Genomic DNA, 25891 nt, shown 5'->3' on the forward strand with positions numbered 1-25891 from the left:
AATAAATCCTTAATAATTTTAAGGACTAATTTGATTTATTCACCAACTATGAATATTCACTCAAGTACTTATATACCTAGCCTTGTTGCGCTGTTGACATGTTCAAGCAGACATAATAAGTATCACTCAAGCGCGTAGCTACAATTAAAGTGATGATTATAAAGCTTCACTAATATCAAACAAATTCAATGATTTAAGTTTTTTGTGAACACCTAAAAACTAACGTGTTTACTTATATTAAGCACTGACTTATTTAGCAAAGTGACATTTATTTGAAGTTTAGGCACTTTTAGTGATTTTGCATAACTAATCAAAAGTAATCAAAACTAATTAGCTACGTACAGAATAAAAACCGAAGGAGTTTATTATGAGCACACAATTTGAAGCATTTAAAAACAAAGTTGAGCACTGTTTGTGCGCACCGGGCGATGGCGTATACACAGTAAATACTGCAAAAGAGCGCAAAGCCGCACTGCGTAATAAACTTTACGGACAAACTGAAAACGTTGATAACTTGTGGCGCGAGTCTTTAAACGAATTACCAAGCTCACCACATAAAGCCGTTATGTTAGGTATTAGTTCAGACTGTGGCGGTGGGATTTTACGCGGCGCAAACTGGGGGCCATTGTTTGTGCGCTCAGCATTAATTGATCAGCATCCGCAATGTCATTCGTTTGATTTAGGCGATGTACGTGTAATCCCGCATTTACTTCATGACAAATACTTAAATGATGCAACCATTTCTAATTGCCAAAAAGCTTTATATGGTGATGAAGATAACGATTATTACGTAAGCCCATTATCAATCACTGAAGATGTCTGCGACAGTTTTTACGCAACGTTTAAAGATAAAGGATTATTTGGTATTGGTGGCGATCACTCAATTAGTTACCCACTTACTAAAGCGTACTTAAAAGCAAAACGTGAGCAAGGTAAGCGCACGGCTATTATTCATTTTGACGCGCATACCGATTTACTTGTGGAGCGCTTAGGTATTGATTTATGTTTTGGCTCGTGGTGTACACATATATTAGAGTTTTTACCGGCACCGCATCATTTAATACAATTTGGTATACGCTCAAGTGGCAAGCCTAAAGCGCACTGGGAAAGTACCTTTGGCGTTAAGCAACATTGGGCACATGAAATTATTGAGCGCGGCGCAGCAGCGGTTGCTGCCGACGCTATTGCACAATTAAAAGCCGATAACGTTGATGAAGTATATGTAAGCTTTGATATTGATGCGCTTGATGCCGAGTTTGCATCTGCCACAGGTACGCCAGAACATAATGGTTTAACACCACAGCATGCGCTTGATATTTTATCAGCCATTGCGGATGAGTTTCCAATTACGGGGGCTGATATGATGGAAATAGCGCCATTTACCGACAGTTCGCTTGTCGGTCAGTCTAGTTCTGAAACAACACTCAGAGAAGGCGCTAAAATATCGGCCTTTTTAATCAACGCAATGAACAAGTAAATTGGTCGTGCTTATACACTACTAAAAACTAGCAGTTCGCAGAGCCTCAGCTATATTTATTAATGTACTTATCATGAGGCTCAGTTAAATGAAGTGGTTTATCTTTTTACTGTGCGTTATCTGTATTAAGGTTAACGCCACTGAAATTACAATAGTAACGGAAGTATTTCCGGACTTTCAGTACATCAATGAAGATAACAAACTCATTGGCCGCTCTGTCGATAAAGTTCATAAAGCGCTAGAAGGGTCAGGTATAAATTACACTATGTTTGCCTATAGTTGGGCCATATCGTACAACGCAACATTACGTGATAAAAACACCTGTATATTTTCGATAGTGCGACTCCCTAATAGAGAGAATAAGTTTACTTGGATAGGCGAGCTAGAAAGCTTTGACTCTGCTATATATGGGCTTAAGTCCAGAGGTATAAAGTTAAATACTCTCAATAATGCCAAAAAGTATAAAATAGCAGTACTGCGTGATAACTTTAGTCATCATTATTTATTAGAGCGTGGCTTTAGCGAAAGTAAGCATTTATTACTTATAGATAGCCTAGACAAAATAGATAAACTTATTAGTACTCGCGACGATATTCTAGATTTTGTTGTGCTTAGTAAAAAGCAATTTGACTATCGAATTCAAGCTGAGCCAAGGCTTAAATTACTTGAACCTGTTCTGAGTTTGAAGACAACACAATCCCCTTTGTACTTTGCTTGCAATATTAATATGGATCCTGCCTTAGTTACGCAATTAAAAGCTGCATTTAAAAATATTAGAATAGTAAAATAAGTGGTTTTATTAATATAACACCATGAAATATAATTACTTTAATATATTTTTTAAATTTAAATTGCTGCGTTTAAAAAACCGACTATAATCAGCTGCTTTTGTTTCAAAAGCACTAACTTTTTTGGAGCGTTAAATGGGTGATTTAATCGGGATTAGCTTATTGATCTTGATCAGTGCGTTGTTTGCTATGTCAGAAATAGCAATTGCGGCGTCGCGTAAAATAAAACTGCGAGTAATGGCAGATGAAGGAAATATAAAAGCAGCAGCGGTATTAAAGCTACAAGAAAATCCAGGGGCTTTTTTTGCCATGATCCAAATAGCACTCAACGCGATTGCGATATTGGGTGGTATTGTGGGCGAGCAGGCTTTATCTCCTTATGTTGAAAGCGTGTTGGTACTATTTTATCAAGGCGCACATGTAGAGAAAATTAGCTTTTTATTTTCGTTTTTTACTATTACGTCTTTGTTTATATTGTTCGCCGATTTAATGCCCAAACGCTTAGCGATGATCATGCCAGAAGCAGTCGCTGTGAGAGTGGTGACTATAATGCGTTGGGTGACCTTTGCCTTAACCCCGTTAGTGATGTTTTTTAATGGTGTAACTAACTTTGTACTGCGCTTATTTAAAGTACCCGCAGAGCGGGAAGACAATGTAACAACTGAAGATATTGTTGCGATGATGGATGCAGGTGCTGCATACGGAAGCTTGCAAAAGCAAGAGTATGAATTAATAGGCAATGTGTTTGATTTAGAAGCGCGGTTTTTATCAAGTGTAATGACGCCACGCGACCAAATTGTCTATTTTGATTTAAACGAATCGAGTCATAATATTGCGACTAAAATTATTGATCATCCTCATAATCACTTTTTAGTGGTGTCAGGGAGCTTAGACAAGTTACATGGCTCTGTTGAATCAAAAGATATTTTACGACAAGTATTAAAAGGTGAAGCAGCCAATATAAATGATGAGTTGATTGATAAAGATGTTTTTTATTTACCCGAGACATTAAGCCTCTCAGAAGCATTAAATGCCTTTAAAAGTGCAGCCAAACCGTTTGCCGTTGTTGTTAATGAATACGCTTTATCGGTCGGTATCGTTACGGTAAAAGACTTAATGAAAGGCTTTATGGGGGATTTAATAACTCACCAAGGCGATGAATTAATTATAGAACGCGATCAAGACTCTTGGTTAGTTGATGGTTTAACTCCGATTAGCGATTTAGCAAAACTGCTGGACATAGAAGAGTTTCCTGAGCAAATGCACTATGAAACCGTTGCAGGCTTTTTAATTTACAATATGAAGCGAATACCCAAGCGTGCGGAACATTTAACCTTTTCAGGCTTTAAATTCGAAGTGGTTGATGTAGAGGGTATTAGGGTAGAGCAGTTATTAGTTTCAAGAGTTATTACTTAGCACAGTGCTAATATCCTTTAAAATAAGGTGCGCTTTAGTTTTTATATAAATAGCCAAGCTGTATTTGCTTGGCTTTTTTGTGTCTGTTAAACACTTCGTTTCTAAAATGAGATATTATTTCAACATGTTCAGTTGTTTTATTTTCATACAGTCTTGATTCTATTTTCATCTAATTAACATTAAATGCAACCTAAGACGTATATTGTACTGAGGAATGTAAGTTTGTGTAAATTTCTTCTAATTAAGATTCATTCTCAGCGCGTTTTAATTTAGAATGATCGTTCACTCTAAACTAAAAGGTATTTAACATGCAGCGTTCCCGCATCGCTTTATTTGTATTGTCCGCCCTCGTAGGTTCTGTTGCTTTAACTGGTTGTGACCAAGCAACTGAGCAGTCACAAGCTTCAGCTCCTCAAGCTGTGCCAGTGGGTGTACTGACATTAAAAAGCCAAGCGCTTACTCTCAAAAAAGAACTTCCTGGTCGTATCAGTGCATTTCAAATTGCTGAAATTCGCCCACAAGTAAGTGGTATTGTGCAATCTCGTTTATTTGTCGAAGGTAAAGAGGTTAAGCAAGGCCAAGCACTGTATCAAATAGACCCAGCTACATTTGAAGCAGACCTTGCAGCAAGTGAAGCGAGCGTTGCACGCGCAGAGGCAAGCATCGCCAGCTCTAAATCAAAAGCATCACGTTACGGCGAACTCTTAAAAATCAAAGCAGTGAGTCAACAAGATTTTGACGAAGCGGATGCTGCGTACAAACAAGCAAATGCTGAATTATTAACGGCTAAAGCCCAGTTAAAATCAGCGCAAATTAACCTTGATTACAGCCATGTATCTTCCCCTATTAGTGGCCAAATTAGTAAATCAAGCGTAACAGTGGGTGCACTAGTAAGTGCAAATCAAAGTACAGCACTTGCAACGGTGACTCAATTAGACCCAATTTATATTGATTTAACACAATCGAGCAATGAGTTGACGCAACTTAAAAAAGCGATTGCATCTGGCCGTTTAGGTATTGATGCAAACAGCCAAACAGATGTTGAATTAATAATGGAAGATGGCTCGGCGTATTCTCACAAAGGAACGTTGCAGTTCTCAGAAGTGACTGTTGACCCAAGTACCGGCTCTGTAACTTTGCGCGCTAAATTCCCTAACCCTGAAAAGCTATTATTACCAGGCATGTATGCACGTGCATCTATTGTTGAAGGCGTTAAAGCGGATGCGATTTTAGTACCGCAACGGGGTGTAAGCCGTAACAACAAAGGCGAGCCAACAGCAATGGTTGTCAGTAAAGACAATAAAGTAGAAAGTCGCGTGTTAAAAGTGGATAGAACCGTTGGTTCAGATTGGCTTGTTACTGATGGCCTAAGTGATGGCGATAAATTAATTGTAGAAGGCTTACAAAAAATTCGCCTGGGTGCGCCAGTGAGTCCTTCTGAAATTCAGTCATCTACAAAAGCTGATAAAGCGCAATAACGGAGAGTTGTAATGTCACGATTTTTTATCGACAGGCCCATTTTTGCATGGGTACTGGCAATAGTAGTGATGCTAGCAGGTATTTTGGCTATACAAAGCTTGCCAATTGCACAGTATCCGTCAATTGCACCGCCAGCAATTAGTATCACGGCAACGTACCCTGGTGCATCTGCACGTACGCTTGAAGATACCGTTACGCAAGTTATAGAGCAAAAAATGAAAGGGCTTGATGGCTTACTTTATATGTCATCAACGTCTGAGTCGAGCGGTTCAGCAACGCTTACTCTTTCGTTTAGCGCCGAAACAGACCCTGATATTGCACAAGTTCAAGTGCAAAATAAATTAGCGACAGCAACACCACTTTTACCTGAAGAAGTACAAAGGCAAGGTGTCGTTGTTGCAAAGTCTGCGCGTAACTTTTTGATGGTATTAGGTTTTGTGTCTAAAGATGGCAGTATGACCAACATCGATATTGGTGATTATGTATCATCAAACGTGCAAGATATTGTTTCACGTGTTGAAGGCATAGGTGAAGTGCAATTATTTGGCTCACAATACGCTATGCGAATTTGGTTAGACCCTTCAAAACTGCAAAATTACAAACTAACGCCAGCGGATATTAGCGCCTCAATTAGCGCGCAAAATGCACAAGTATCTGCTGGTCAACTTGGCGGTATGCCTGCCGTTGATGGGCAGCAACTTAATGCAACGGTGACAGCGCAAAGTCGTTTACAAACGGTCGAGCAGTTTGAGAATATTTTAGTAAAAACAAATCCCGATGGCTCTTTTGTCCGCCTTGAGGATGTTGCACGTGTAGAGTTGGGTGGCGAAAGCTACCGTGTTGTAGCACGCTACGATGGACAACCTGCTTCGGGTTTAGGTATTAAATTGGCCAGTGGCGCGAATGCACTTGATGCAGCTGCAGGCGTTAAAGCCGCCATTGAAGAGTTAAAACCTTATTTTCCTGAAGGGTTAGACGTAGTTGTACCCTATGACACCACACCATTTGTATCTTTATCAATTGAAAAAGTAGTTCATACGCTTATTGAAGCGGTTATTTTAGTATTTGTCGTCATGTATTTGTTTTTACAAAACTTCCGTGCAACGCTTATTCCGACCATTGCCGTGCCTGTGGTATTGCTTGGTACGTTTGGTATTTTGTACGCATTTGGTTATTCAATCAATACGTTAACCATGTTCGCGATGGTGCTTGCCATAGGCTTACTTGTGGATGATGCGATTGTTGTAGTCGAAAACGTTGAGCGCTTAATGACCGAAGAGAAGCTATCGGCACTTGAAGCAACGCGTAAATCTATGGATGAAATTAAAGGCGCGTTGGTCGGTATTGCCATGGTACTTTCTGCGGTATTTATACCAATGGCGTTCTTTAGCGGCTCTACTGGGATTATTTATCGTCAATTTTCTATAACACTGGTATCTGCGATGGGGTTATCGGTTTTAGTGGCCCTAATTTTAACACCTGCATTGTGTGCAACGCTTTTAAAACCAAGCCATGTACATAACAATAACACGTTATTTGGCCGATTTTTTACAGGCTTTAACCGTGGTTTTGATAAAACAAACTCTGGAGCACAAAGCTTTGTGGGCCGTATGCTTACGCACTCTAAGCGCTATTTGCTTATTTATTGCGTGATTGTGGGCGGCATGGTTTATGTATTCTCAAGCTTACCAACGGCATTTTTGCCTGACGAAGACCAAGGTATTTTGTTTAACCAAGTGTCATTACCGGCAGGCTCTACAACACAAGAAACACTTGAGGTTGTTAAAAAAGTAGAAAACCATTTCTTAAATGATCAATCCGAAGCAGTAAACGGTATTTTTACCGTGACTGGTTTTAGTTTTGCAGGTTCTGGCCAAAACTCAGCGATTGCGTTTGTTAACTTTAAGCATTGGGATGAGCGTCAGCGAGATGATTTATCTGTTAAAGCGGTTGCAGGTAAAGCAATGGGCTACTTTTCAACAATAAAAGAAGCCTTTGTTTTTGCATTTCCACCACCGGCAATTGTTGAGCTGGGTACGGCCAATGGCTTTACTCTCTTTTTACAAGACCGTGTTGGCCTTGGACATGATGATTTATTAGCGGCAAGAAACCAATTATTAGGTATGGCGAGCCAAAGCCCAATTTTAGCGGGCGTACGTCCAAATGGACAAGAAGACATGCCAGAACTTCAACTTGATGTAGATTTAGCTAAAGCTGAAGCACTTGGTGTTTCACAAGGCGATATAAACAGCACGCTTGCCACTGCTTGGGGTAGTAGTTATGTAAATGACTTTATAGACCGTGGTCGCGTGAAGAAAGTATACCTACAAGGTGATGCGCAATCGCGTATGGTGCCTGAGGATCTAAACAAGTGGTATGTGCGCAATGATAATGGCGACATGGTGCCGTTTTCAGCTTTTGCTAGCTCGTTTTGGACATACGGTTCACCACGCTTAGAGCGTTACAATGGTTTTTCAGCAATGGAAATTCAAGGTAGTGCAGCGCCTGGTTACAGCACGGGACAGGCAATGGATGAAATGGAGCGATTAGTTAAACAGTTGCCTAATGGTATTTCGTCTGAGTGGACCGGTATTTCATTCCAAGAGCGCTCAAGTAGTGGTCAAGCACCCTTATTATATGGCTTATCGCTGTTGTTTGTATTTTTATGTTTAGCCGCGCTTTATGAAAGTTGGTCGGTACCATTTGCGGTAATGATGATTGTACCACTGGGTATATTTGGTGCAATTATGGCGGCACTCGCTGGTGGTTTATCTAACGATATTTACTTGCAGGTAGGCTTGTTGACCACCATTGGTTTGGCATCTAAAAATGCGATACTTATTGTTGAGTTTGCGATTCATAAAATGGAAGAAGGACTTGGTTTAGTTGATGCTGCTATTGCAGCTGTACGCTTACGTTTGCGCCCAATACTCATGACTTCGATGGCCTTTATTTGTGGTGTTTTACCACTAGCAATAGCCTCAAGTGCGGGTTCTGGTGCGCAAAATGCGTTAGGTATTTCGATTATTGGCGGCACACTCGCATCATCAATATTAGTTGTTGTATTTGTACCGTTATTCTTTGTGTTAGTTCGCCGTGTATTTCCTGGTAAAACTAACGAAACAACAAAGGAGAGCGCAGAATGAGCATTAAAACATTCAGCCTAAGTGCAATTGCTTTATTGGTGCTAAGCGGTTGTCAATTAGCGCCAGAGCAAAAAGACCTTGTGCTACCAGTATCTGATGCTTATGCATCAGGTACTGCGCAAAGCGCTGCGCAGCAATTAAATTGGCAGCAGTTTTTTAATGATGAAAAACTACAAACGTTAATTAGCCAAAGCCTTGAGCATAATAAAGACATGCAAATTGCAGTGCTTAATGTGCAGCGTGTGCGTGGTTTGTATCAAATTGAAGACTCTGCTTTGTATCCGTCTCTTGATTTAAACGCATCAGGTACGCGTCAGCGCTTACCTGCTGATTTAGCGGGGACTGGCGATGCTACTATTAGCTCGCAGTACAGTGCAACAGTGGGTATTACCTCCTACGAGTTAGATATTTGGGGCAAAGTGCGTAACCAATCAGCGCAAGCCCTGCAAAATTTATACTCTACAGAGCTTAGCCAATACAGCACGCAAGTGTCGTTAATTTCAGAGTTGGCAAATGCATGGCTCAATTACGCGACGGATTTACAACTGCTAGAGCTTGCAAAAGAAACGCTCACCTCTCAGCAAGAGTCATTATCGCTTACGCAAAAAAGCTTTGATTTAGGTGCAGCTTCTTCAATTACCCTTGAGCAGCTTAGAAGTACAGTTGCTACAGCAAAAGTAGACATAGCAACGTACAAGCGTTTGTTAAAGCGTGATAAAAGTGCCCTAGATTTATTAGTGGGTAAATTTGTTTCAGCTGATTTACTGCCAAATAAAGACTTGACTAACTTGATCAGCATGCCAGAAGTACCCGTTGGTTTACCGTCTGACTTGTTATCGCAGCGCCCTGATATTAAAGCCGCTGAGCATTTAATGCTTGCTGCAAATGCCAATATTGGTATTGCACGTGCGGCGTTTTATCCAAGCATTAGCTTAACAGCCAATGCCGGCTCTGCTTCAAGTGATTTAAGTGGCTTGTTTGATTCAGGCTCGGGTACATGGAGTTTTGTGCCGTCAATTAGCTTACCTATTTTTAATATGGGACGTAACCAAGCAAATCTTGATGTAGCAAAAGCAGATCAAGAAATTGCGGTAGCAACGTATCAGCAGAAAATTCAAAATGCGTTTCGCGAAGTTGCTGATGCACTTGCCGATAGAGAGGGCTACCAAGAGCAATTAAGTGCACTTGATATGCTTATAAGTAGCCGACAAATCACGTTTGATTTATCAAAAATGCGTTACGAAAAAGGTGCAGATAGCTACTTGCAAGTACTTGATGCTCAGCGTACATGGTATGGCGCACAACAGCAGTTAATTGCGGGTCAGCAAGCTTATCTTGCGAGTCAAATTAACTTGTACAAAGCGCTTGGCGGCGGATGGAACGTAACCAGTGAAATAACTCAGGAAGAGAAATAATATATGCGGCTTTTTAAAGCCGCATTACAATTTATATGGCGAGACTATTTATAGCTCTTGCTTTACTGAGCTTATAACTTGGTAGTGGAGTTGAACATGAAGCCTAAAACCAAAAGGCAAACTGATCCCGCGATAGCACTGGCTAGGCGTGAGCAAATATTAGCGGCTGCTGCAGAGTGTTTTCGCCGAAAAGGTTACCACGGTGCAGGTATGGCAGAAATATCTAAAACGGCAGGGATGAGTGCAGGCCATATTTATAATTACTTTGAAAGCAAAGAAGCCATTATAGAAAGCATTATTGAAAAAGATATGGAAGAAATGTTCTCTATCTTTCAAAAGTTTGAAGATCACCCCGGTGATGTTTTAGCAGCTCTTTTAGATGGCTTAAATATTGGTGTGCAACGACACATGGATACGGGCTCGTGTGTTATTGATTTAGACATGATGGCAGAAGCAGGTCGTAATATGAAAGTCGCTACTCTTTTGCGCGAAACTGATATTCAAGCAAGAGGGCGCATGAGGCAGCTTTTAACAAGCGAGCGAAGTGCGCTCAAAGACATTGATGAGCTTGAACTTGAAAGCCGAATTAATGTTATTTTTTCGATGATGGCAGGGTTATTACTCAGAAAGTTACTTTACCCTGAACTAACCGAAGAAACGGTACTAATAGCGCTTCGCCCTGCGATGAAAACATTACTGATGCCATTTGATAAAGCCCGGTAACGTTAAAAATAGATAACTAAAAGTAAGCTAGCCAATATTTTGGCTAGCTTTTTTATTTTAGCCCACAAATTTGTCCATCAGTATCTCCTTGCTCTTTTGCGCTAAAAAGAGGGCGTTGGGTATCGTTATCCACAGTGGTCCTGTTTTCTTATTATCATTGAGTAAACGGTTGAAATGGTGATTTTAAGGCAAAAATTGCTATTCAACTTGAACTTTGGTTAAGAAAATTACTAACGTATTGAACCATATTTATTTTTCTCTAACCATTTATTTTCCAGAGTTCAAGTGATTTAGACTGGCTGATTTACACGTTAATACAAGCGACAACTGTTAAGATATTGAAACTAAACATGTAGGTATAATTTATTCACATGTCTGTAAAAAGTGCACAAAGAATGAGGTCACTTGAGGGAGTGTGTTTTATTATTTTAAATATCAGTTGGTTAAGATATATTTTTGAGTTTTAAGTGTTTTTTATATGGCGTGATATTTGCAAAAGACTACATAAAGCCGTTTAAATTAAGATTAAAAAACGGGATTATTTATAACAAGGAGAAATTATGTGGGCTGCAATTGGTTATTCACTTTTAGCACTACTGCTTATTTTTATTGGTTGGGAAGTGGACTCTGTTTATTTTGCTATTATTTTTTATTGGACTGCACTGTCACTTTTATTAGTGAGTACCGCATATATTTTTAATACTGCAAAAATATTTAGAAAACGTGAAAATGGGGTGATCCCTTTTTATATACGCTGGGCGTTTGTGCCATTTCTGCTTGGTGTACAAATCTATAATGCTTGGTCACGTAAGCGCGATAAAGTACCGCCCATTCAACAAATAAACGAAAATCTATTTTTAGCTTGCCGATTATTCCCCTCAGATATAGATACATTAAAAAGTAACGGGATCACGGCTATTTTAGATGTAACGTGTGAATTTGACGGCCTCGAATGGAGCTCTACGCAAGAAAGTATTGATTACTTAAATATTCCGGTACTCGATCATAGTATTCCTACCCATTCGCAGTTAAATCAGGCTATTAATTGGATACATCACCATATTAAAGAAAATCATCGCGTTGTTGTACATTGCGCTTTAGGGCGTGGGCGTTCAGTTTTTGTTATGGCGGCTTATTTATTGAGTCAAAATAAAAATGCAGATGTACATGAAGTGCTTGCACAAATAAAAGAAACCCGCGAAACCGCAAACTTAAATAAGCATCAGCTTCGTCATCTTGCTAAACGCCATAAAAAAGGCGAACTGCTGATTAAAAACAAAGCCGTTTTAATTGCAAACCCTGTATCTGGTACACGATTATGGCAAGAAAAAGAGCATTTAATTGTTGCGCGGCTATCGGCTTATTACGATTTGAAAGTGCTTACTACTTCAAAAGAGGTTAATGGTATTGAGCTTGCTAAACAGGCAATTGCGCAAAATCCAGATATTATAATAGCGTGTGGTGGCGATGGTACCGTAGCAGAAGTTGCAAGCATACTTGTAAATACACAATGTAAACTAGGTATCATCCCAATGGGTACAGCGAATGCACTAGCCCATGTATTAATGGGTATTAGCTCTAAATTTATTCCTGTAGAACAAGCTTGTGATTTAATTATAGATGGTCAAACAAGTTTAATAGATACTGCTTATTGCAATAATGAACTGGTATTGTTGCTTGCGGGTATTGGCTTTGAGCAGTCAATGATTGAAAAAGCAGATAGAAAGTCCAAAAATAAATCAGGGCAACTTGCTTATTTGAACGGCTTTTTTCAAGCCTTTAACGAGCAAAAATCATTGTTACTTAACGTAAAGCTTGATGACAATGAACCTCAAGAAATTTGCACCAATAGCTTTATTGTGGCTAATGCTGCGCCTTTTACAACGTTATTGGCGCAAGGTGGCGGGCAACCTGATCATAGTGACGGGCTACTCGATATAAATTGGTTAACACCAAATAATGAAGATTCAACCACAGTACTAAGTATTGCAGAACTGATGTTTAGTAGTTTAACGCAAACACATTTAGCAATAAATTCGCACCATACAAATGCTAAAAGGGTCGAGGTTACAGGCGAAGGAGAGCTTAAGTACGTACTAGATGGTGAGGTTAAAACAGCTCAAAAACTGGTTATTACTATTGAACCAGCCTCATTAAATGTGATTTGTAAAGAGCAATAAACCGCGCTAGTTATAATCAAAAAGGAGCTAAATCAGCTCCTTTTTTACATCATTTTTTAATTGATGGCCAAACAAACCCTGTAGTATCAGGCGCTTGAGAAGATTTTTCTCTCGGTGCACTTTTTGGTCTACGAATAGGTTTGTTATTTATAGTGTGAATATAAAGTGCTTCCACTTTATCGCGAGCCCAAGGCGTTTTACGCAAAAACTTTAAACTCGATTTAATGCTCGGTTGATCAGTAAAGCATTTTATTTTTACTTGCTCGCCAAGTGTTCTCCAGCCAAGTCGCTGTTCTAACTCAACAAGTATTTGTTCTAACGTTACCCCATGTAAAGGGTTTTTAGGTTGATTATCCATAGCCATACTACTTATTTAAACTGCGTGCATTGTAGCTCAAATCAGCTTTTAGCGCTAATTCACAGTGATTGTTTTAGGAGCTGTTGGGTAAATAGCATTACCTTGTTTATCTATTTTAAGCCAAATGAGTTGGCTGTTACTGTGCTGGGGTGTTTTAGCACCGCACAAAAGTGTAAATGAGTGAATTTGTATTAACGCCCCTTCGCTATAGCGTTTGTTGTCATACCAACAGTTTGATTCTTCATTTACAAACTGGTTTGCATCAATAATTGAATGGGTTTTAAGCGTTGTTGCTTCACTAAGTATTGAATACGATAAGCTGCTAAAACAAAAACATAGAATTAAAAAGTTACGCATTAGAGGCCTCTAAATAGTGGGTAAAAATAATACATTAAGCTAAAAAACGTGCTAGTGTAAAGTACACAAAGTGATTTAATTATAAACTTAGTTATTCACAGAACAATAAAAAGGTGCACACAATGCAATTTAATCAAACAATGATCGAAGAATTCACACTATTAGCAAAATTCCCTCGCGACAGTAAAATGCAAGGTATTAAATTACATTCAGACGCAGAGCCAAGCTTACTTAGCGCAGCGCAACGTTTATTTGAAAAAGGGATTATAGATAGCCCAGATGGCGGATATTTAACTGATCTGGGCTTAGATTTAATTGAGCACGTTACGGTTATTCATAGCGCGCTACAAAGTTAATCTAAATTAGCTTAATTTGCATCGGGTTGATTTTGCGGTGCAGCGTCATTAAATGCAGCTAATTTATTACAATGTTCGTAAATGGCTGCAATTTTTGGATAAGCGCTCATATCTACGTTAAAACGAATTGCATTAAATACTTGCGGCACTAAACAAATGTCAGCAAGTGTTGGTTGGTCACCAAAGCAGTAGTCATCATTTTCGTTTAGCATCAGTTCTATTTTTTCAAAACCAACTTCTATCCAATGTCGATACCACTTATTTTTAGCCTCGTCATCAACACCTAATTCGTTTGATAAATATTTCAGCACGCGTAAATTATTAACAGGATGAATATCGCAGGCAATGGCAAAGCTTAAATTTCTTATTTGCGACTTTTGCCACGCGGTTCCTGTAATTAATGGCGATTGCGGATAAGTTTCATCTAGCCACTCCAGTATTGCAAGCGATTGTGCTAAAACACCATCATTGGTTTCAAGTGCAGGTAGTAAGCCTTGTGGATTAGTCGCTAAGTATTCTTCCCCAAGCTGCTCCGATTTTAAAAGGTTAACAATAGCAAGTTCATGATCGATTGCTTTCAAGTTAAGCGCTATACGCACCCTATAAGCCGCTGATGAGCGAAAGTAGCTGTATAATTTCATAATTAATCCTGTGAACCTGTAAATTGTTTTTTAATAGTACGCCAGCAATCGGTGTAATTTGGTTGGCGCTCTTTACCTTCTAATGCATATTTTGTCGGTGAAATTATATAGCGTGACTCAAACATAAAGGCCAATGTGTTTTCGTATTTTTGTGGTGTAAGCTCAGCGTTTGAGGCTTTTTCAAATACGTCTGCTTCAGGTCCGTGTGGCGACATACAATTGTGTAAACTTGCGCCACCAGGTACAAAACCATGCTCTTTTGCATCATACACACCTTCAATCAAGCCCATAAATTCACTCATAATATTGCGGTGATAATACGGCGGGCGGAATGTATTTTCGGCTACCATCCAACGCGGTGGAAATATCACAAAATCGACATTTGCCATACCCTCAGTAGCAGAAGGAGAGGTTAGCACAGTGAATATAGACGGGTCGGGGTGATCAAAGCTCACTGTATTCATCACATTAAAACGCGATAAGTCGTATTTATAGGGCGCACTATTACCCGTCCATGCAACTACATCTAAAGGAGAGTGCTTAATTTCACAGCTAAATAAATTACCGTTAAATTTAGAAACAAGCTCAAAGTCACCTTCTTTATCTTCAAAGGCAGCAACGGGATATTGAAAGTCTCTGTCGTTGGCATAACCGTTTGCACCAACAGGCCCTCGCTCTGCAAGCTCTAACGCATGACCATAATTTTCACAAATATAACCACGGGCTGTATCGTCAATTAAATCAACAGAGAACTTAATTCCTCTGGGAATTACAGCAATTTCACCTGGTTTAATGCTTAACTTACCGCACTCGGTGTGAATTAATAACTCACCTTGCTGAGGGACAAACAACATTTCGCCATCGGCATTGCAAAAGTAACGTCCTTGCATTGACTGATTAGCGACATATACATGAATGCCAATACCAGATTGCCCATTGGCACTGCCATTAGCAGCCATAGTTACCAAGCCATCAATAAAATCAGTAGGCTGTGAAGGCATATCAATAGGGTTCCAACGTAGCATTGTTGGTGGTGTTACGGCTTCAGTGATTGGGGCTGTTCTTATAAGGCCGTTATCAATTGCTTGGTAATCACCTTGCACTACAGACGGACGAAGACGGTAAAACCAAGTGCGGCGATTTGAAGCGCGAGGAGCCGTAAACGCAGTCGAACTAAATTGCTCGGTGTATAAATCGTATTTAACCTTTTGTGGGCTAAATTGCCCTATTGGCAGTGCACCGGGTAGCGCTTGTGTTTCAAATTCATTACCAAAGCCGGTCATATAACTTAATTGTGTCGCCATTACTGACTCCTGTGAGAGAGGTTGGTTTAATATTCTTTTTATTTCAGTTAAGGTACTCTCAAGTGAGACTAATATCAAATGTGCAACTACGCACCTGCGTAAATATTAATGAACACCAAAGTAAACCTAATAAAGCAGGGATTACCAAAAATGAAAATTGATCTAGCAACGTTCTTACCTTATCAATTAACCAATATAGCAACACGTGTAAGTAACGACTTTGCCGAGGTTTATCAAGCTAAATACGGTTTAAATATTCCCCAGTGGCGAATACTTGCTAACTTAGCGCAATATGGCCAAAGCAACGCAAAGGATTTATGCACGCAAGCAAATATGGACAAGTCGACAGTGTCGCGCGCGGTAAAAGTTTTAATAGATAAAGGTTTAGTGAGAAGTGAGCTAAATAAGCAAGACAAACGCGCGGCCTTACTTGTACTGAGCAAAGCAGGGCAAAGCTTATATGAAAATATAGCGCCCGATGCACTGAATTGGGAAAAACAATTACTGAGCACTTTAACAAACGAAGAATACGAAGTATTAGTGAGTATTTTTGAAAAGTTAAATAACAAATTAAAGGCATAAAAAAGCCCACCAAAGTGGGCTTTTAGAATATTAACTAATTTAATAAGTTAAATTAGAAAGTGTAACGAACACCTACACGCATTTCCCAAAGAGATGCATCACGTTGAGTTGTGGTGCTTGCATTATTACCGTTAAAGTTTGAATAAACGTAACGGCCTTGGTCATCAATGTCTGTTGAAATCATACGAGCGCCAACGAAAGGACCTTTCTTAAGTACACCCCAGTCATCATTTAACATATTAGTTAAGTTATCGATAACAAAGAATGCTTCGCCTTTATGACCATCCATAAAGCCAGGTACTTCTTGAGTTAGTTTAAAGTTAAATTTAACAAACCAATCAGAATTTTGTGCGTTACGGCCCGTAATTTCACCACGTTTTAAGCCTTCAGATGCAATGAAATCATTAAATTCATTAATCTCGTCTGCTGACATGTTATAAACAACGTTAGGATCATTTACTAATGGTACATAAAGTAGTTGGCGAGAATCATTTGAATTAAAATCACCAAATGTATCTTCATCGTTACCATTAAATGTGAAGCTGTAAGGTAGGCCTTTGTATGCTTCGCCGAATAAATTAAAGCGAGTACTATACCCATCGAAAAATTCATGCGTGTATGCAAGATTTAATGTAAAGCGATGAGGTATTTCATAATCTGATGAAGATACACCAGGATCTAACGGGTTAGACGTTGCTAAGTTACCGTAGTTAGAGCTCGCTGTAGAACTCGTCATTGGGTTAACATCATCAGCATCTGTATAAGCATACGATAGTTGTACTTTAATGCCGTTATCGAATGCTTTGCTTACAGCTGCAGAGATGATAGAAGTTTCACCACTGTCGCCATTAACATTAGTTAAAAGTAAATCACCGTCACGATCTTCGATAGACTTTAAAATAGGACGGCCATCAAAAGTAGTAGTACCACTGTCAGTAAGGGCTTGGTCTATTAATGTCGCTGCATCACGCTTTTTAGTGTAAAGGTAATCTAATGAGATTACATATTCGTCTTCCGTTGTATATGTAGCACCTACTGAGTATTTCCATTCTGATGGGATTTCAAAATCAGAAGCTACTGCGTTCGTAAAACTATCTCCAGAACCAATTACTGTGTTAGCTACTTTGTCAAACTGTGACTGTGGTACATCAAAACCTGGTTTGCCACCATTGACATTTGGTGTAGCAAATAAATCAATAGCACCAAACTGATTTGCGCTAATATTAGTGATGCCGTCGTTTGAATATGAGTTAGATAACCACACATTTGGATTACCACCTGAGAATAAGCCTAAACCTGCGCGAACTTCAAGTGCATCAGTTGCATACCATTCAAAGCCAATACGAGGTTGAACTAAATCTATACCATCAAATGTTGATTGGTTACTGAAACCATAACGTGCAGTATAGTTTTCATTTAATGTAGGCTTGTCATCGCTGGTATAATTGTCGTAACGCAGACCAAACGTTAGTGATGCATCAATGTCTGAGAAGCTGTATTCATCTTGAACATAAAAAGTATGTTGAGCATATGAAAAGCTAGCACCTGCATCTGCAGCATTATTTGTACCTGCGGCATTATTATAGAAAATTGCACTTGCAATTCCGGCTTCGTAATCATCAATACTAGCAAAACTCCATTCGCCTTGCGTGTGTTGAACGAATTGGTTGAATACTTCTAGCTCTTCATACTCGTAACCAGCCGTTATCGTGTGTTGATCAAGGTAGTACGTACCAGCAAGTTTAAATGTAGTTGTATCATAATCCAAATCATTTGATTGACGAGAATCATCTGGTCCTAAATATACTCGACCTCCATCCAATGTGTTTACTTGGAATTCACCAAAACTGCTTGCAGCATCAAGTGATTCAACACGTGCATCTAGTTCTGATTTACCTAAACGGATTTCAGTTGTAAAGTCGTCATTCCAATCCGAATATAGTGAACCGATGATTGAAGTAAATTCTGCGCCTTGCTCATAAAAATGACTGTCTAATGAAAGACGAGTTGAGCCAGTATCAGATTGAGATAATGTAAAGCCATCATTATAGTTATAAATTAAGTTAGCACGATGCGAGTCGTTAATGTTCCAATCTAATTTAATTAGTATTTTTTCATCTTCTACAGGTGCACTCGAAGGAGTCGTACCTGCATCGTAGCCATATACATCTTGTGAAATCTGTTGAATACGTGCTAAATCACTTGCAGAAACACTTGAACCTAAAGGATCATAGTTAAATTGTGCTACGCCTTCTAGTTTTTCATATGAAGTATATAAAAATAATGAATCTTTAATTAGTGGTAAGCCAACATTAAAACCGTAGCGTTTTTCATTGTAGCTACCATTATCAACGTCTTCGCCTTCAATTGTATCACCTTTCATTGAGTCATTAGTGTAATCGAAGAATACGCCGCCATGAATTTCGTTGCCGCCAGACTTGGTTACTGCGTTGATGTTACACGATGTAAAACCGCCGTACTGAACATCAAATGGTGCAAGTTCTACAGCTACTTGTTCAATTGAATCAAAAGAGAAAGGGGCACGAATAGTAGGGTAACCATTTGAGCTTAAACCAAAGTTGTCGTTCATTCGAACGCCATCTAGCGTCAAGCTATTAAATTTTGGATTGCCACCACCACAGTTAATTGTGCCGCGACTATCATCTATTGCTACTCGTGGATCAACGCGGATGATATCTTTCAAATCACGGTTAATAGCAGGTTGATTTTCAAGATCTGTAAGTGTGAAAGTAGACGCTGGGCCAGTACCGCCAGACATAGAGCTAATTGGCGCGCCAGAAACTACAATTTGTTCCATGCTTGATTGTGACTCAAGAGAAACGTTTACTGGGTAGTCGTTACCAATATTAAGAATAATGTTATTGAATTCTTGGTCTGCATATACATCTGAATCAACAATTACTTTATAAGGGCCGCCAACTCGCAGACCTTTAGCTGTGAAATAACCAGCGTCATTTACTTCAGTTGTTTTTACTGATCCAGAAGGTACGTGTAAAATTGTTACTTTAGTGCCGGCTGCTGGGTTGCCATTAGGGCCCATTACTTGACCTTTAATTGCAGAGGTCGTTTCGTTAGCCATTGCTGCGCCACTTACACCAACACATGCTGCAATAGCAAGTGAAAGAGCTGTTTTGCGTAATTGAGTTTTCATTTAATTTTCCCGTGTAGTTAATAATTAAATTTTTATATTTTTATTTTAAATTTTGAAAAATAAACAGTCGAAGTTCATTTATTCAAAATCCGTTACTAGTGTACCTCATTTATTCGTTACAAATAAAATACAACTGCAATATATTTTTAATAAATAGTACTATTTTTGTCTATTTGAGTGTTTTTTTGAGCAATAACTCTATATCGGGGTGTATATTACGCGGGCTTTATGACAAACATGTGAAATTATAGGGAGGAATATGAAAAAACCCATTACAAATTGCAATGGGTTTATTGTGATTTACAAATAACTTAACACGTTATTTGTATTGTTTTTAAGGCTTAAAATTTGTAGCTGATACCAACTTTAGCCTGCCAAGCTGATGACGATGAACTGATTTGCGAGTAATTACGCACATCCGCACCGCCAAAACTGTTGTCTATTTTATATCTGCCTTGATCATCAAGACCACCAAAGTCATAAATAGTTTGGTTAGAGTAACCTAAGCGCTTTTCTATACCCCAGTCACTGTTTAAAAGGTTTGCGAAGTTATCAATCATAAAGTAAACCTCACCACTGTGACCTTGTGCAAAGCCAGGTATTTCTTGCTTGATGCTTACATCCATGGTTGTTACCCAAGGCTGAGTTGCTGTGTTTTTACCTAAAATACCACCACGTTGAGATATACCAGCACGCTCTAATAACGGTTCTAACTCAGCCCAAGTCATTTTAGAATCAGCCCAATTTACATTCGGATCATCAGCACCTGTAGGAATATAAGGTAAGTAGGCACCATTAGAGAATAAAGAGCTTGTATCGCCTAAATCACCTTTTTTATACATATTCATAGTATAACTAAATGGGCGACCCGAGCGACGCTCAAAATACACGTTAAATTTAGTAGCATATCCTTCAAAAATTTCAGTGTTATATGCTAAGTTAATTTTAAAGCTGTGCTCAACTTCGTAAAAGCCACGTGCTGCAATATCTTCATTACGATTTACTGTAATATTGTGCTTATAGTTACCTTCTGCCTGAGAGGCTGAACCTGCTGATGATTCTGTAACATCTTGGTGAGCATAGCTTGCCGATACAAACAGGCCATTGTCCCATTGTTTAGCAATACCCGTTGAAATAATAATTGAACGACCATCATCCGATGAATTCGTCATTTCTATGTCAACATTATCGCCACTGTAAATACTTTGATTGATAACACGTTCGCCGTCGGCTGCTAAGCCTACTGGGTTAATAGACGAGTTATGCCATACTGCTTCATTCTCTTTTTTATGGTAAGCAATTTCTGCTTGCCATTTAAAGCCATCACCTAATAGTTCAGAATCAAACTCATATTCAAAACCTATTTGAGTACGAATGCTTGAAGGCAATTTAAAGTCAGGGTCGATATACGCAACGCTACCAGCACCTTGCTCTAATGTATTTTTTATTTCATCAGGAACCTGAGTAATATCGGCAGTGTTATTTGCATAGTAGTCATTAATTACATCGTTTTGTGCTGATACTAAAGTAATGCCATCACTTTGAAATGAATTGTTATACCAAACATTTGGGATGCCGCCTTGGAAACGACCAATACCACCATTAATAGTAAGCGCTTCTGTTACGTAGTACTTAAAGCCAACACGAGGAAGTATAATGTCTAGACCATCAAGATTTTCTTGATTAGTAAAGCCATACGTATTAGCAAAGTTTTCATTTAGAGTTGGTTTATCATCTGATGATAAGCGCTCATAACGAACACCTGCTGTAACTTCTAAATCATCACCTACATAAAAAGTATCTTCTATGTAAAGCGCTAGCTGGTTACGTCTTACATCATATGCTGTATCAGCTGAATCATTAGTGTAAGCATTTTGATAAGAGAAATCATAAGAACCAATTTCACGGTTTTCAAAATTTTCTAAGCTATCAAACTTCCACGTTCCAAGAGAGTTTTGAGCAAACAAGTTATATAAACGAAGTGACTCGTACTGAGCCCCAAAGTTTATTTCATGCTCATCCATTAAATACGTAGCGTCTAACGTAAAAGTTAGATTTTGTGTTTCTGAACGGTTTGCATGGCGGTATTGATCTGTACCAAAGTTGTAAGAAGGACCATTTCTACCGTCTTCCTCAACAGTAATGCTTCCTAAGTTAGAGCGAGTTGCGCTATCAGAGGTAACATCTTTATACGACACACCAATTTCTGTTGAAAAGTTTTCAGACCAATCAGAGTAAAGTTTAGATGAAAAGTTATTAAACTTAGTTACGTATGCATAAGTGCTTGAAACTAATGCTATATTATCACCGCCAGTGCTAGAGTTACGCTCATCTTGGTCGTCTTGCCATTGATAAGTGAAATCTAAACGATGGTCATCACTTGCGTTCCAGCTTAATTTAACAAGCAAGTTTTTGTTTGTATCTTCTGGCGCACCGGCTAATGAATCAGTTAAGCCGTATTCATTATTTAAGATAGAGATAAAACGATTATAGTTAGCTTCAGAAGTATTAAATTCATTTGAAGCACCAGAGCCGTCAAAGCCGTAATCTAGATCTAATTCACTTGACCATTCTGCATAGTTAACAAAGTAAAACAGTTCATCAGCAATAATCGCTCCACCAACGTTAAAACCAAATCTTTCTTCAGTTTTAATCGGCTCTACTTTATTTGTAGAGTAAGTTTTATGACCTAGCTCATCAAGATCGTCTTCTTGTACAATATTATCAACATCGCCAGCTATCTCAGGAGTAGATATTTCGTAAAAGCCAGAAAATTTGAACTCATTTGTACCAGATTTTGTTACTGCGTTAATAGTACCGCCACCAAAGTTACCTTTAGAAGCTGAGAAAGGAGATACATCAACAGAAACTTGTTCAATAGCATCAAGTGCTACAGGAGGCTGAGAAGTAGGGTAGCCACCAAAGTTCAAGCCAAAGTCATCATTTTGACCAATACCGTCAACGGTTAAACCGTTAGTACGAGGGTTACTACCTGCAAACGTTAGCTCACCATTACCATTAATACTGGCAAGTGGGTTTAAGCGCGCAATATCTTTAATGTCGCGATTAAAGCTTGGCATATTTTCAATAGTGTCAGAGCCAAATGTACTGCTAGAGCCACCAGATTGTTGAACAATCTTATAACCAGACACTTCAATCTTTTCGATGTTTAGCGGAGCAAGCTGCGAGCTTAAACGGTAAGTTTCACCAAGGTTTAAGTAGATATTTTCAACCGTTGTGTCGTTAAACGTATCAGAATCGATGATTACCATGTAAGGACCACCTACACGTAAACCATTAGCGATAAACGTACCACTTTCGTTTGTAGTCAGTTCGCTAATAGTTCCCGTTGGTTGGTGAACTACTTTGATTTTAACGTTTGCAGCACTGCCACCTGAAGGCGTCGTAATTTTACCACGCATTGCAGATGAAGTATCAGCAGCCATTGCGCTTGTAGAAACACCTAGAGCTAAAATTACCGCTCCAGTTAATTTCGAAAGGCGAAGCTTAGTCATAATGTTGATTTCCCGTGTGTAGGTTATATAAATTTAATACTGTTTATTTGTCAGTTGTCACTTTTAGTGCCGTTTCTAACTCTTTTGCAGAAGGGTCAAATAAGGCGTTTAATAGTCCAGCTAGTCGAATACCCGCTTGTTGTAAGCGTGTTTTTACAATTGGAGTGTTGTTATAAATGTAGCTATAACCAATTTCGTTGTTAGTATATTTATAAATTTTTGTGGCTAAATTATGAGATTCTTCAACCCATGTCATAGGTGAGCTTTGTAAATACTCAGCAATTAACTCGCTGTTATTTGTATCAATAAATTGTGCGTACTCAGTAAACGATAAATTCTCGTTCTCAACTAACTTTGTATCCCAAAGGCTGTGAAGATTTGTTTCTTCGTTAAAAAATGAAACCTTAATACGGTTACCACCTCTATCTTCACTTCGACCAGCATGAAATGGTTGGTGACTGTCGCCCACCAAATGTACTAAAAAACGTAAACTGAACTGTTTAGCATCCAAGGTGCTATTTTTATCAGTGAGCGTTTGCATTGAATAGTGAATGCCTTCTAGGATATTACTTACAGATTCTTTGTTTTTAGTGTGATCGTGATTGAAGCTGAAAGATTTTCCTGGGGCTGCGTTAATGTAATGCCAACGAGATGATTTCTTTTGCCAAAAGTCGCCAGGAGCAGAGCGCATTTCATCAGGCCACGTTGATATTTGCGCAAGTGACTCACCATCAAGGTAGGGTTGTATTGCCGTTTTTGTTGTTTCGCTTATATGAGATTCTGCAATCTTCCCTACAATACGATGGCCATTTTGACCCCAAGCGTATGAGTTAGTGCTTGTGAATATTGCACTAATCAAAAGCACAGAAGATATCGAGTATTTTATATTGTTATGCATTAGAACTTCCTAAATGAATATTTCATGGGGTTGCTATAAGCTAATGCGGTCAATTGTCCTCACTTTTAATGTTGATAGGAAGGACTTATTAAAATTCATACTTTCTTATTCACTTGTGATTAAAATCAATGACTTATAATTAACAGGTAAAATTACTTGTTGTAATAAGTAAGTAAAGTTGTTCAAATGCAATATATGATTTATTTTTGAGTGGCACTGCGTTGAATTTGAAAAATATCGTGTTACATAAAACGTTAATTGTTACATTTTTGTTTATTTTATTGGTCGTTACGTGGGTTTGTGGACAAGTTAGTGTGTATAACGATGATTTGCATTTCCCAGTTATGATCGAAACCTCAACAGAGTGTCAAACAACAGCAACAAGTAATAAAAGCCAATTGATTGTTTTTACGCAATCAAAAAAAATAGCCAAGTTATTAACACAAAATTTGTGTTCTGATAACGTAGTGTCTAAGCAGTATGGCTCTGTAAAAGGATATTGGGGGTATAGAACGGCTGACAGCTTTGAGTTTGTTGGTAAAGGTATTGCTGATTTAATTTTGGCTAAAAATAATATTATGGCAGCCTTTAAAGCAGAGTCGACCTATAACTACCAGCCTGTTGTTGGCTTTTCTGACTACACGGCTTTTTTTATATCTTCTAAAGAAAAGCCTCGAATCACAAAACAATACTTTTTAGATAAGCGCATAGGTTTGCTTGATTATCCGACCAGCCGCTCAGGGCATATTTTACCAAAGCAGACGTTTAAAGAGTTGGATATAAATTTAGCTAATTTGAAAATCACTTATGCTAGCTCTCATAACGAATTACGTGATTTACTCGCCGACGGAAAAGTAGATATTATTGCCTCGTTTTGGAAAAAGAGCGACGAAAAACGTTTTTCTAAAAACTATATTACGCCATTGAGTAATAACATTTCAGGAACAAGATGGTACTTAAAAATGCAGCAAAACAATACTGATTTATTGTGTGCAGTGCAAGCAAATTTACTTGATATGTCTAAAGATCAAAGTTTGCATTACTATCAAAACGTACAGCCATTTTGGAGTTGCGGTACTAGTTCAGTAAACTTAAAAGAGGAAGTTAGTGATGAGTAAATATAAACAACTGTTTGTTTTATTTTGCTTGTTTTTAACTTTATCGTCTGTTTTTTATATTTCTGTAACTCAAAAAAACCAGCAAGTAACTAAACAAAAAATAACGCAGATAGAAAGGCAAATAGCACTAGATTTACCATTACTTGATTTACCAAATGAGCTGCTTAAGCATTCAGGTAATAAAGATGCAGTTAACAGCTATATCAAAATCTTAAATAGCTACATTAATATGAGTGGGCTTAAAGTTGTTGCTATTGCACCAAAAAGCGAAATGGCAACACCTATAAACTCAAGCCAAATAATACGTAATTTGAGCACAAATAACGGACTCGTATTAGTTGTTTTTAGTGTTAAACACATTCACTTTCCGCTGAGTCATTTTATTTATTATTTTATATTTTTGGTATTAAGTGTGTTGATTAGTTTTTGGGTAAAGTTTGCGTTTATTAAACAAAGCAATAAGCAGTTTAATAATGCAAAGCATCAATCAATTGTAGAGCCTACGCCGCTGATACTTATTGTTGATCTTAACGATAAAACATTATCTAGTAGTTGTAACCCAGAACAAAAAATATGTTTAGCCAATAAGCCATTGTGCTTTTATTTAGCACTTATAGAGTATTGTACAAATAACGATGATGTAGCACTTAGTCATAATAAAGATGTACCTGAGGAACTGCTAGAGCTTGCTAACAAGTATTTTTATAGGTTAGTCCAACTTGGTCACACAGTTAGAAAAAGACCAAACTTTAATAATAGTCTTGAAAAAACGTTGAGTGAAATACGTGCGGCACTAGATGAAGTACTTAACGAATGCCCTGAAGAGAAAGAATTATATTATCCACCAAAGGCGTATGGTGAGGGCTCTCGCTCTCGTTTGCATAGTTATGGGCTGGCAAATATTAGAAAAGGCAATATCGAAATAAGAGGAAAGTAGCTTGGCTACTTTCCTCTTATTATCTTTAT

General features: G+C 38.4%; 19 protein-coding genes. 12 read left to right on the forward strand and 7 right to left on the reverse strand.

Annotation, left to right across the window (positions count from 1 at the left end):
• Positions 1-367: 367 nt before the first annotated feature.
• From NRL14_RS10845 to NRL14_RS10880, 8 genes are all read left to right on the forward strand, one after another.
• The gene (locus NRL14_RS10845; protein ID WP_278382282.1) at positions 368-1477 is read left to right on the forward strand and encodes an arginase family protein; all 1110 of its coding nucleotides are present in this window, start codon (positions 368-370) and stop codon (positions 1475-1477) included.
• 88 nt (positions 1478-1565) lie between these two features.
• Entirely contained in the window at positions 1566-2267 is a 702-nt protein-coding gene (locus tag NRL14_RS10850; RefSeq protein ID WP_306724650.1) for an amino acid ABC transporter substrate-binding protein, read from the forward strand.
• A 133-nt stretch (positions 2268-2400) separates the two neighbouring features.
• A complete protein-coding gene (locus NRL14_RS10855) occupies positions 2401-3681 on the forward strand; it encodes a hemolysin family protein (protein WP_306724651.1) in 1281 nt (426 codons plus the stop codon).
• A 308-nt stretch (positions 3682-3989) separates the two neighbouring features.
• Positions 3990-5159: an efflux RND transporter periplasmic adaptor subunit gene (locus NRL14_RS10860; RefSeq protein WP_306724652.1), complete on the forward strand. Its 1170-nt coding sequence runs from the start codon at positions 3990-3992 to the stop codon at positions 5157-5159.
• Positions 5160-5171: 12 nt separating this feature from the next.
• On the forward strand, positions 5172-8306 hold the full coding sequence (locus NRL14_RS10865; RefSeq protein ID WP_306724653.1) for an efflux RND transporter permease subunit: 3135 nt from the start codon (positions 5172-5174) through the stop codon (positions 8304-8306).
• Positions 8303-9721, forward strand: a complete 1419-nt coding sequence (locus NRL14_RS10870; RefSeq protein ID WP_306724654.1) for an efflux transporter outer membrane subunit — start codon at positions 8303-8305, stop codon at positions 9719-9721. The genes NRL14_RS10865 and NRL14_RS10870 overlap by 4 nt, the downstream gene beginning before the upstream one ends.
• Positions 9722-9817: 96 nt before the next feature.
• Positions 9818-10444 carry a TetR/AcrR family transcriptional regulator gene (locus NRL14_RS10875; protein ID WP_306724655.1) on the forward strand — a complete coding sequence of 209 codons (627 nt, stop codon included), beginning with the start codon at positions 9818-9820 and terminating at the stop codon, positions 10442-10444.
• 560 nt (positions 10445-11004) lie between these two features.
• Positions 11005-12624: a diacylglycerol kinase family protein gene (locus NRL14_RS10880; RefSeq protein WP_306724656.1), complete on the forward strand. Its 1620-nt coding sequence runs from the start codon at positions 11005-11007 to the stop codon at positions 12622-12624.
• Positions 12625-12673: 49 nt separating this feature from the next.
• Here NRL14_RS10880 and NRL14_RS10885 read toward each other — a convergent pair whose 3' ends face one another.
• Positions 12674-12982: a VF530 family protein gene (locus tag NRL14_RS10885; protein ID WP_306724657.1), complete on the reverse strand. Its 309-nt coding sequence runs from the start codon at positions 12980-12982 to the stop codon at positions 12674-12676.
• A 54-nt stretch (positions 12983-13036) separates the two neighbouring features.
• Entirely contained in the window at positions 13037-13339 is a 303-nt protein-coding gene (locus tag NRL14_RS10890; RefSeq protein ID WP_008134362.1) for a DUF1496 domain-containing protein, read from the reverse strand.
• A 122-nt stretch (positions 13340-13461) separates the two neighbouring features.
• Between NRL14_RS10890 and NRL14_RS10895 the strand changes: the two genes are divergently transcribed.
• Positions 13462-13695 (forward strand): TIGR02647 family protein, encoded by a 234-nt coding sequence (locus NRL14_RS10895; protein ID WP_007375551.1) that lies wholly within the window; start codon positions 13462-13464, stop codon positions 13693-13695.
• A gap of 11 nt (positions 13696-13706) precedes the next feature.
• Here the strand turns inward: NRL14_RS10895 and maiA are convergent, their stop codons facing one another.
• Both maiA and hmgA read right to left on the reverse strand, forming a co-directional pair.
• Positions 13707-14336, reverse strand: coding sequence for a maleylacetoacetate isomerase (gene maiA / locus NRL14_RS10900; RefSeq protein ID WP_149593072.1), 630 nt, complete (start codon positions 14334-14336; stop codon positions 13707-13709).
• 2 nt (positions 14337-14338) lie between these two features.
• The gene (hmgA, locus tag NRL14_RS10905; RefSeq protein WP_306724658.1) at positions 14339-15640 is read right to left on the reverse strand and encodes a homogentisate 1,2-dioxygenase; all 1302 of its coding nucleotides are present in this window, start codon (positions 15638-15640) and stop codon (positions 14339-14341) included.
• Between the two features lie 150 nt (positions 15641-15790).
• Between hmgA and NRL14_RS10910 the strand changes: the two genes are divergently transcribed.
• A complete protein-coding gene (locus NRL14_RS10910; RefSeq protein ID WP_306724659.1) occupies positions 15791-16222 on the forward strand; it encodes a MarR family winged helix-turn-helix transcriptional regulator in 432 nt (143 codons plus the stop codon).
• A gap of 52 nt (positions 16223-16274) precedes the next feature.
• Here NRL14_RS10910 and NRL14_RS10915 read toward each other — a convergent pair whose 3' ends face one another.
• From NRL14_RS10915 to NRL14_RS10925, 3 genes are all read right to left on the reverse strand, one after another.
• Positions 16275-19394, reverse strand: a complete 3120-nt coding sequence (locus NRL14_RS10915) for a TonB-dependent receptor (RefSeq protein ID WP_306724660.1) — start codon at positions 19392-19394, stop codon at positions 16275-16277.
• A gap of 341 nt (positions 19395-19735) precedes the next feature.
• Positions 19736-22909 (reverse strand): TonB-dependent receptor, encoded by a 3174-nt coding sequence (locus NRL14_RS10920; RefSeq protein WP_306724661.1) that lies wholly within the window; start codon positions 22907-22909, stop codon positions 19736-19738.
• A gap of 43 nt (positions 22910-22952) precedes the next feature.
• Positions 22953-23807 (reverse strand): S1/P1 nuclease, encoded by an 855-nt coding sequence (locus tag NRL14_RS10925; RefSeq protein WP_306724662.1) that lies wholly within the window; start codon positions 23805-23807, stop codon positions 22953-22955.
• A gap of 221 nt (positions 23808-24028) precedes the next feature.
• On the opposite strand from NRL14_RS10925, the gene NRL14_RS10930 reads away from it, so the two are divergent.
• Positions 24029-24925: a hypothetical protein gene (locus NRL14_RS10930; RefSeq protein ID WP_306724663.1), complete on the forward strand. Its 897-nt coding sequence runs from the start codon at positions 24029-24031 to the stop codon at positions 24923-24925.
• Complete coding sequence (locus tag NRL14_RS10935) at positions 24918-25862, forward strand: hypothetical protein (protein ID WP_306724664.1); 945 nt, start codon at positions 24918-24920, stop codon at positions 25860-25862. Before NRL14_RS10930 ends, NRL14_RS10935 begins: the two co-directional genes overlap by 8 nt.
• Positions 25863-25891 lie beyond the last annotated feature (29 nt).

This window comes from Pseudoalteromonas sp. 20-92, assembly GCF_030847595.1.
GTDB classification, from domain to species: domain Bacteria; phylum Pseudomonadota; class Gammaproteobacteria; order Enterobacterales; family Alteromonadaceae; genus Pseudoalteromonas; species Pseudoalteromonas fuliginea.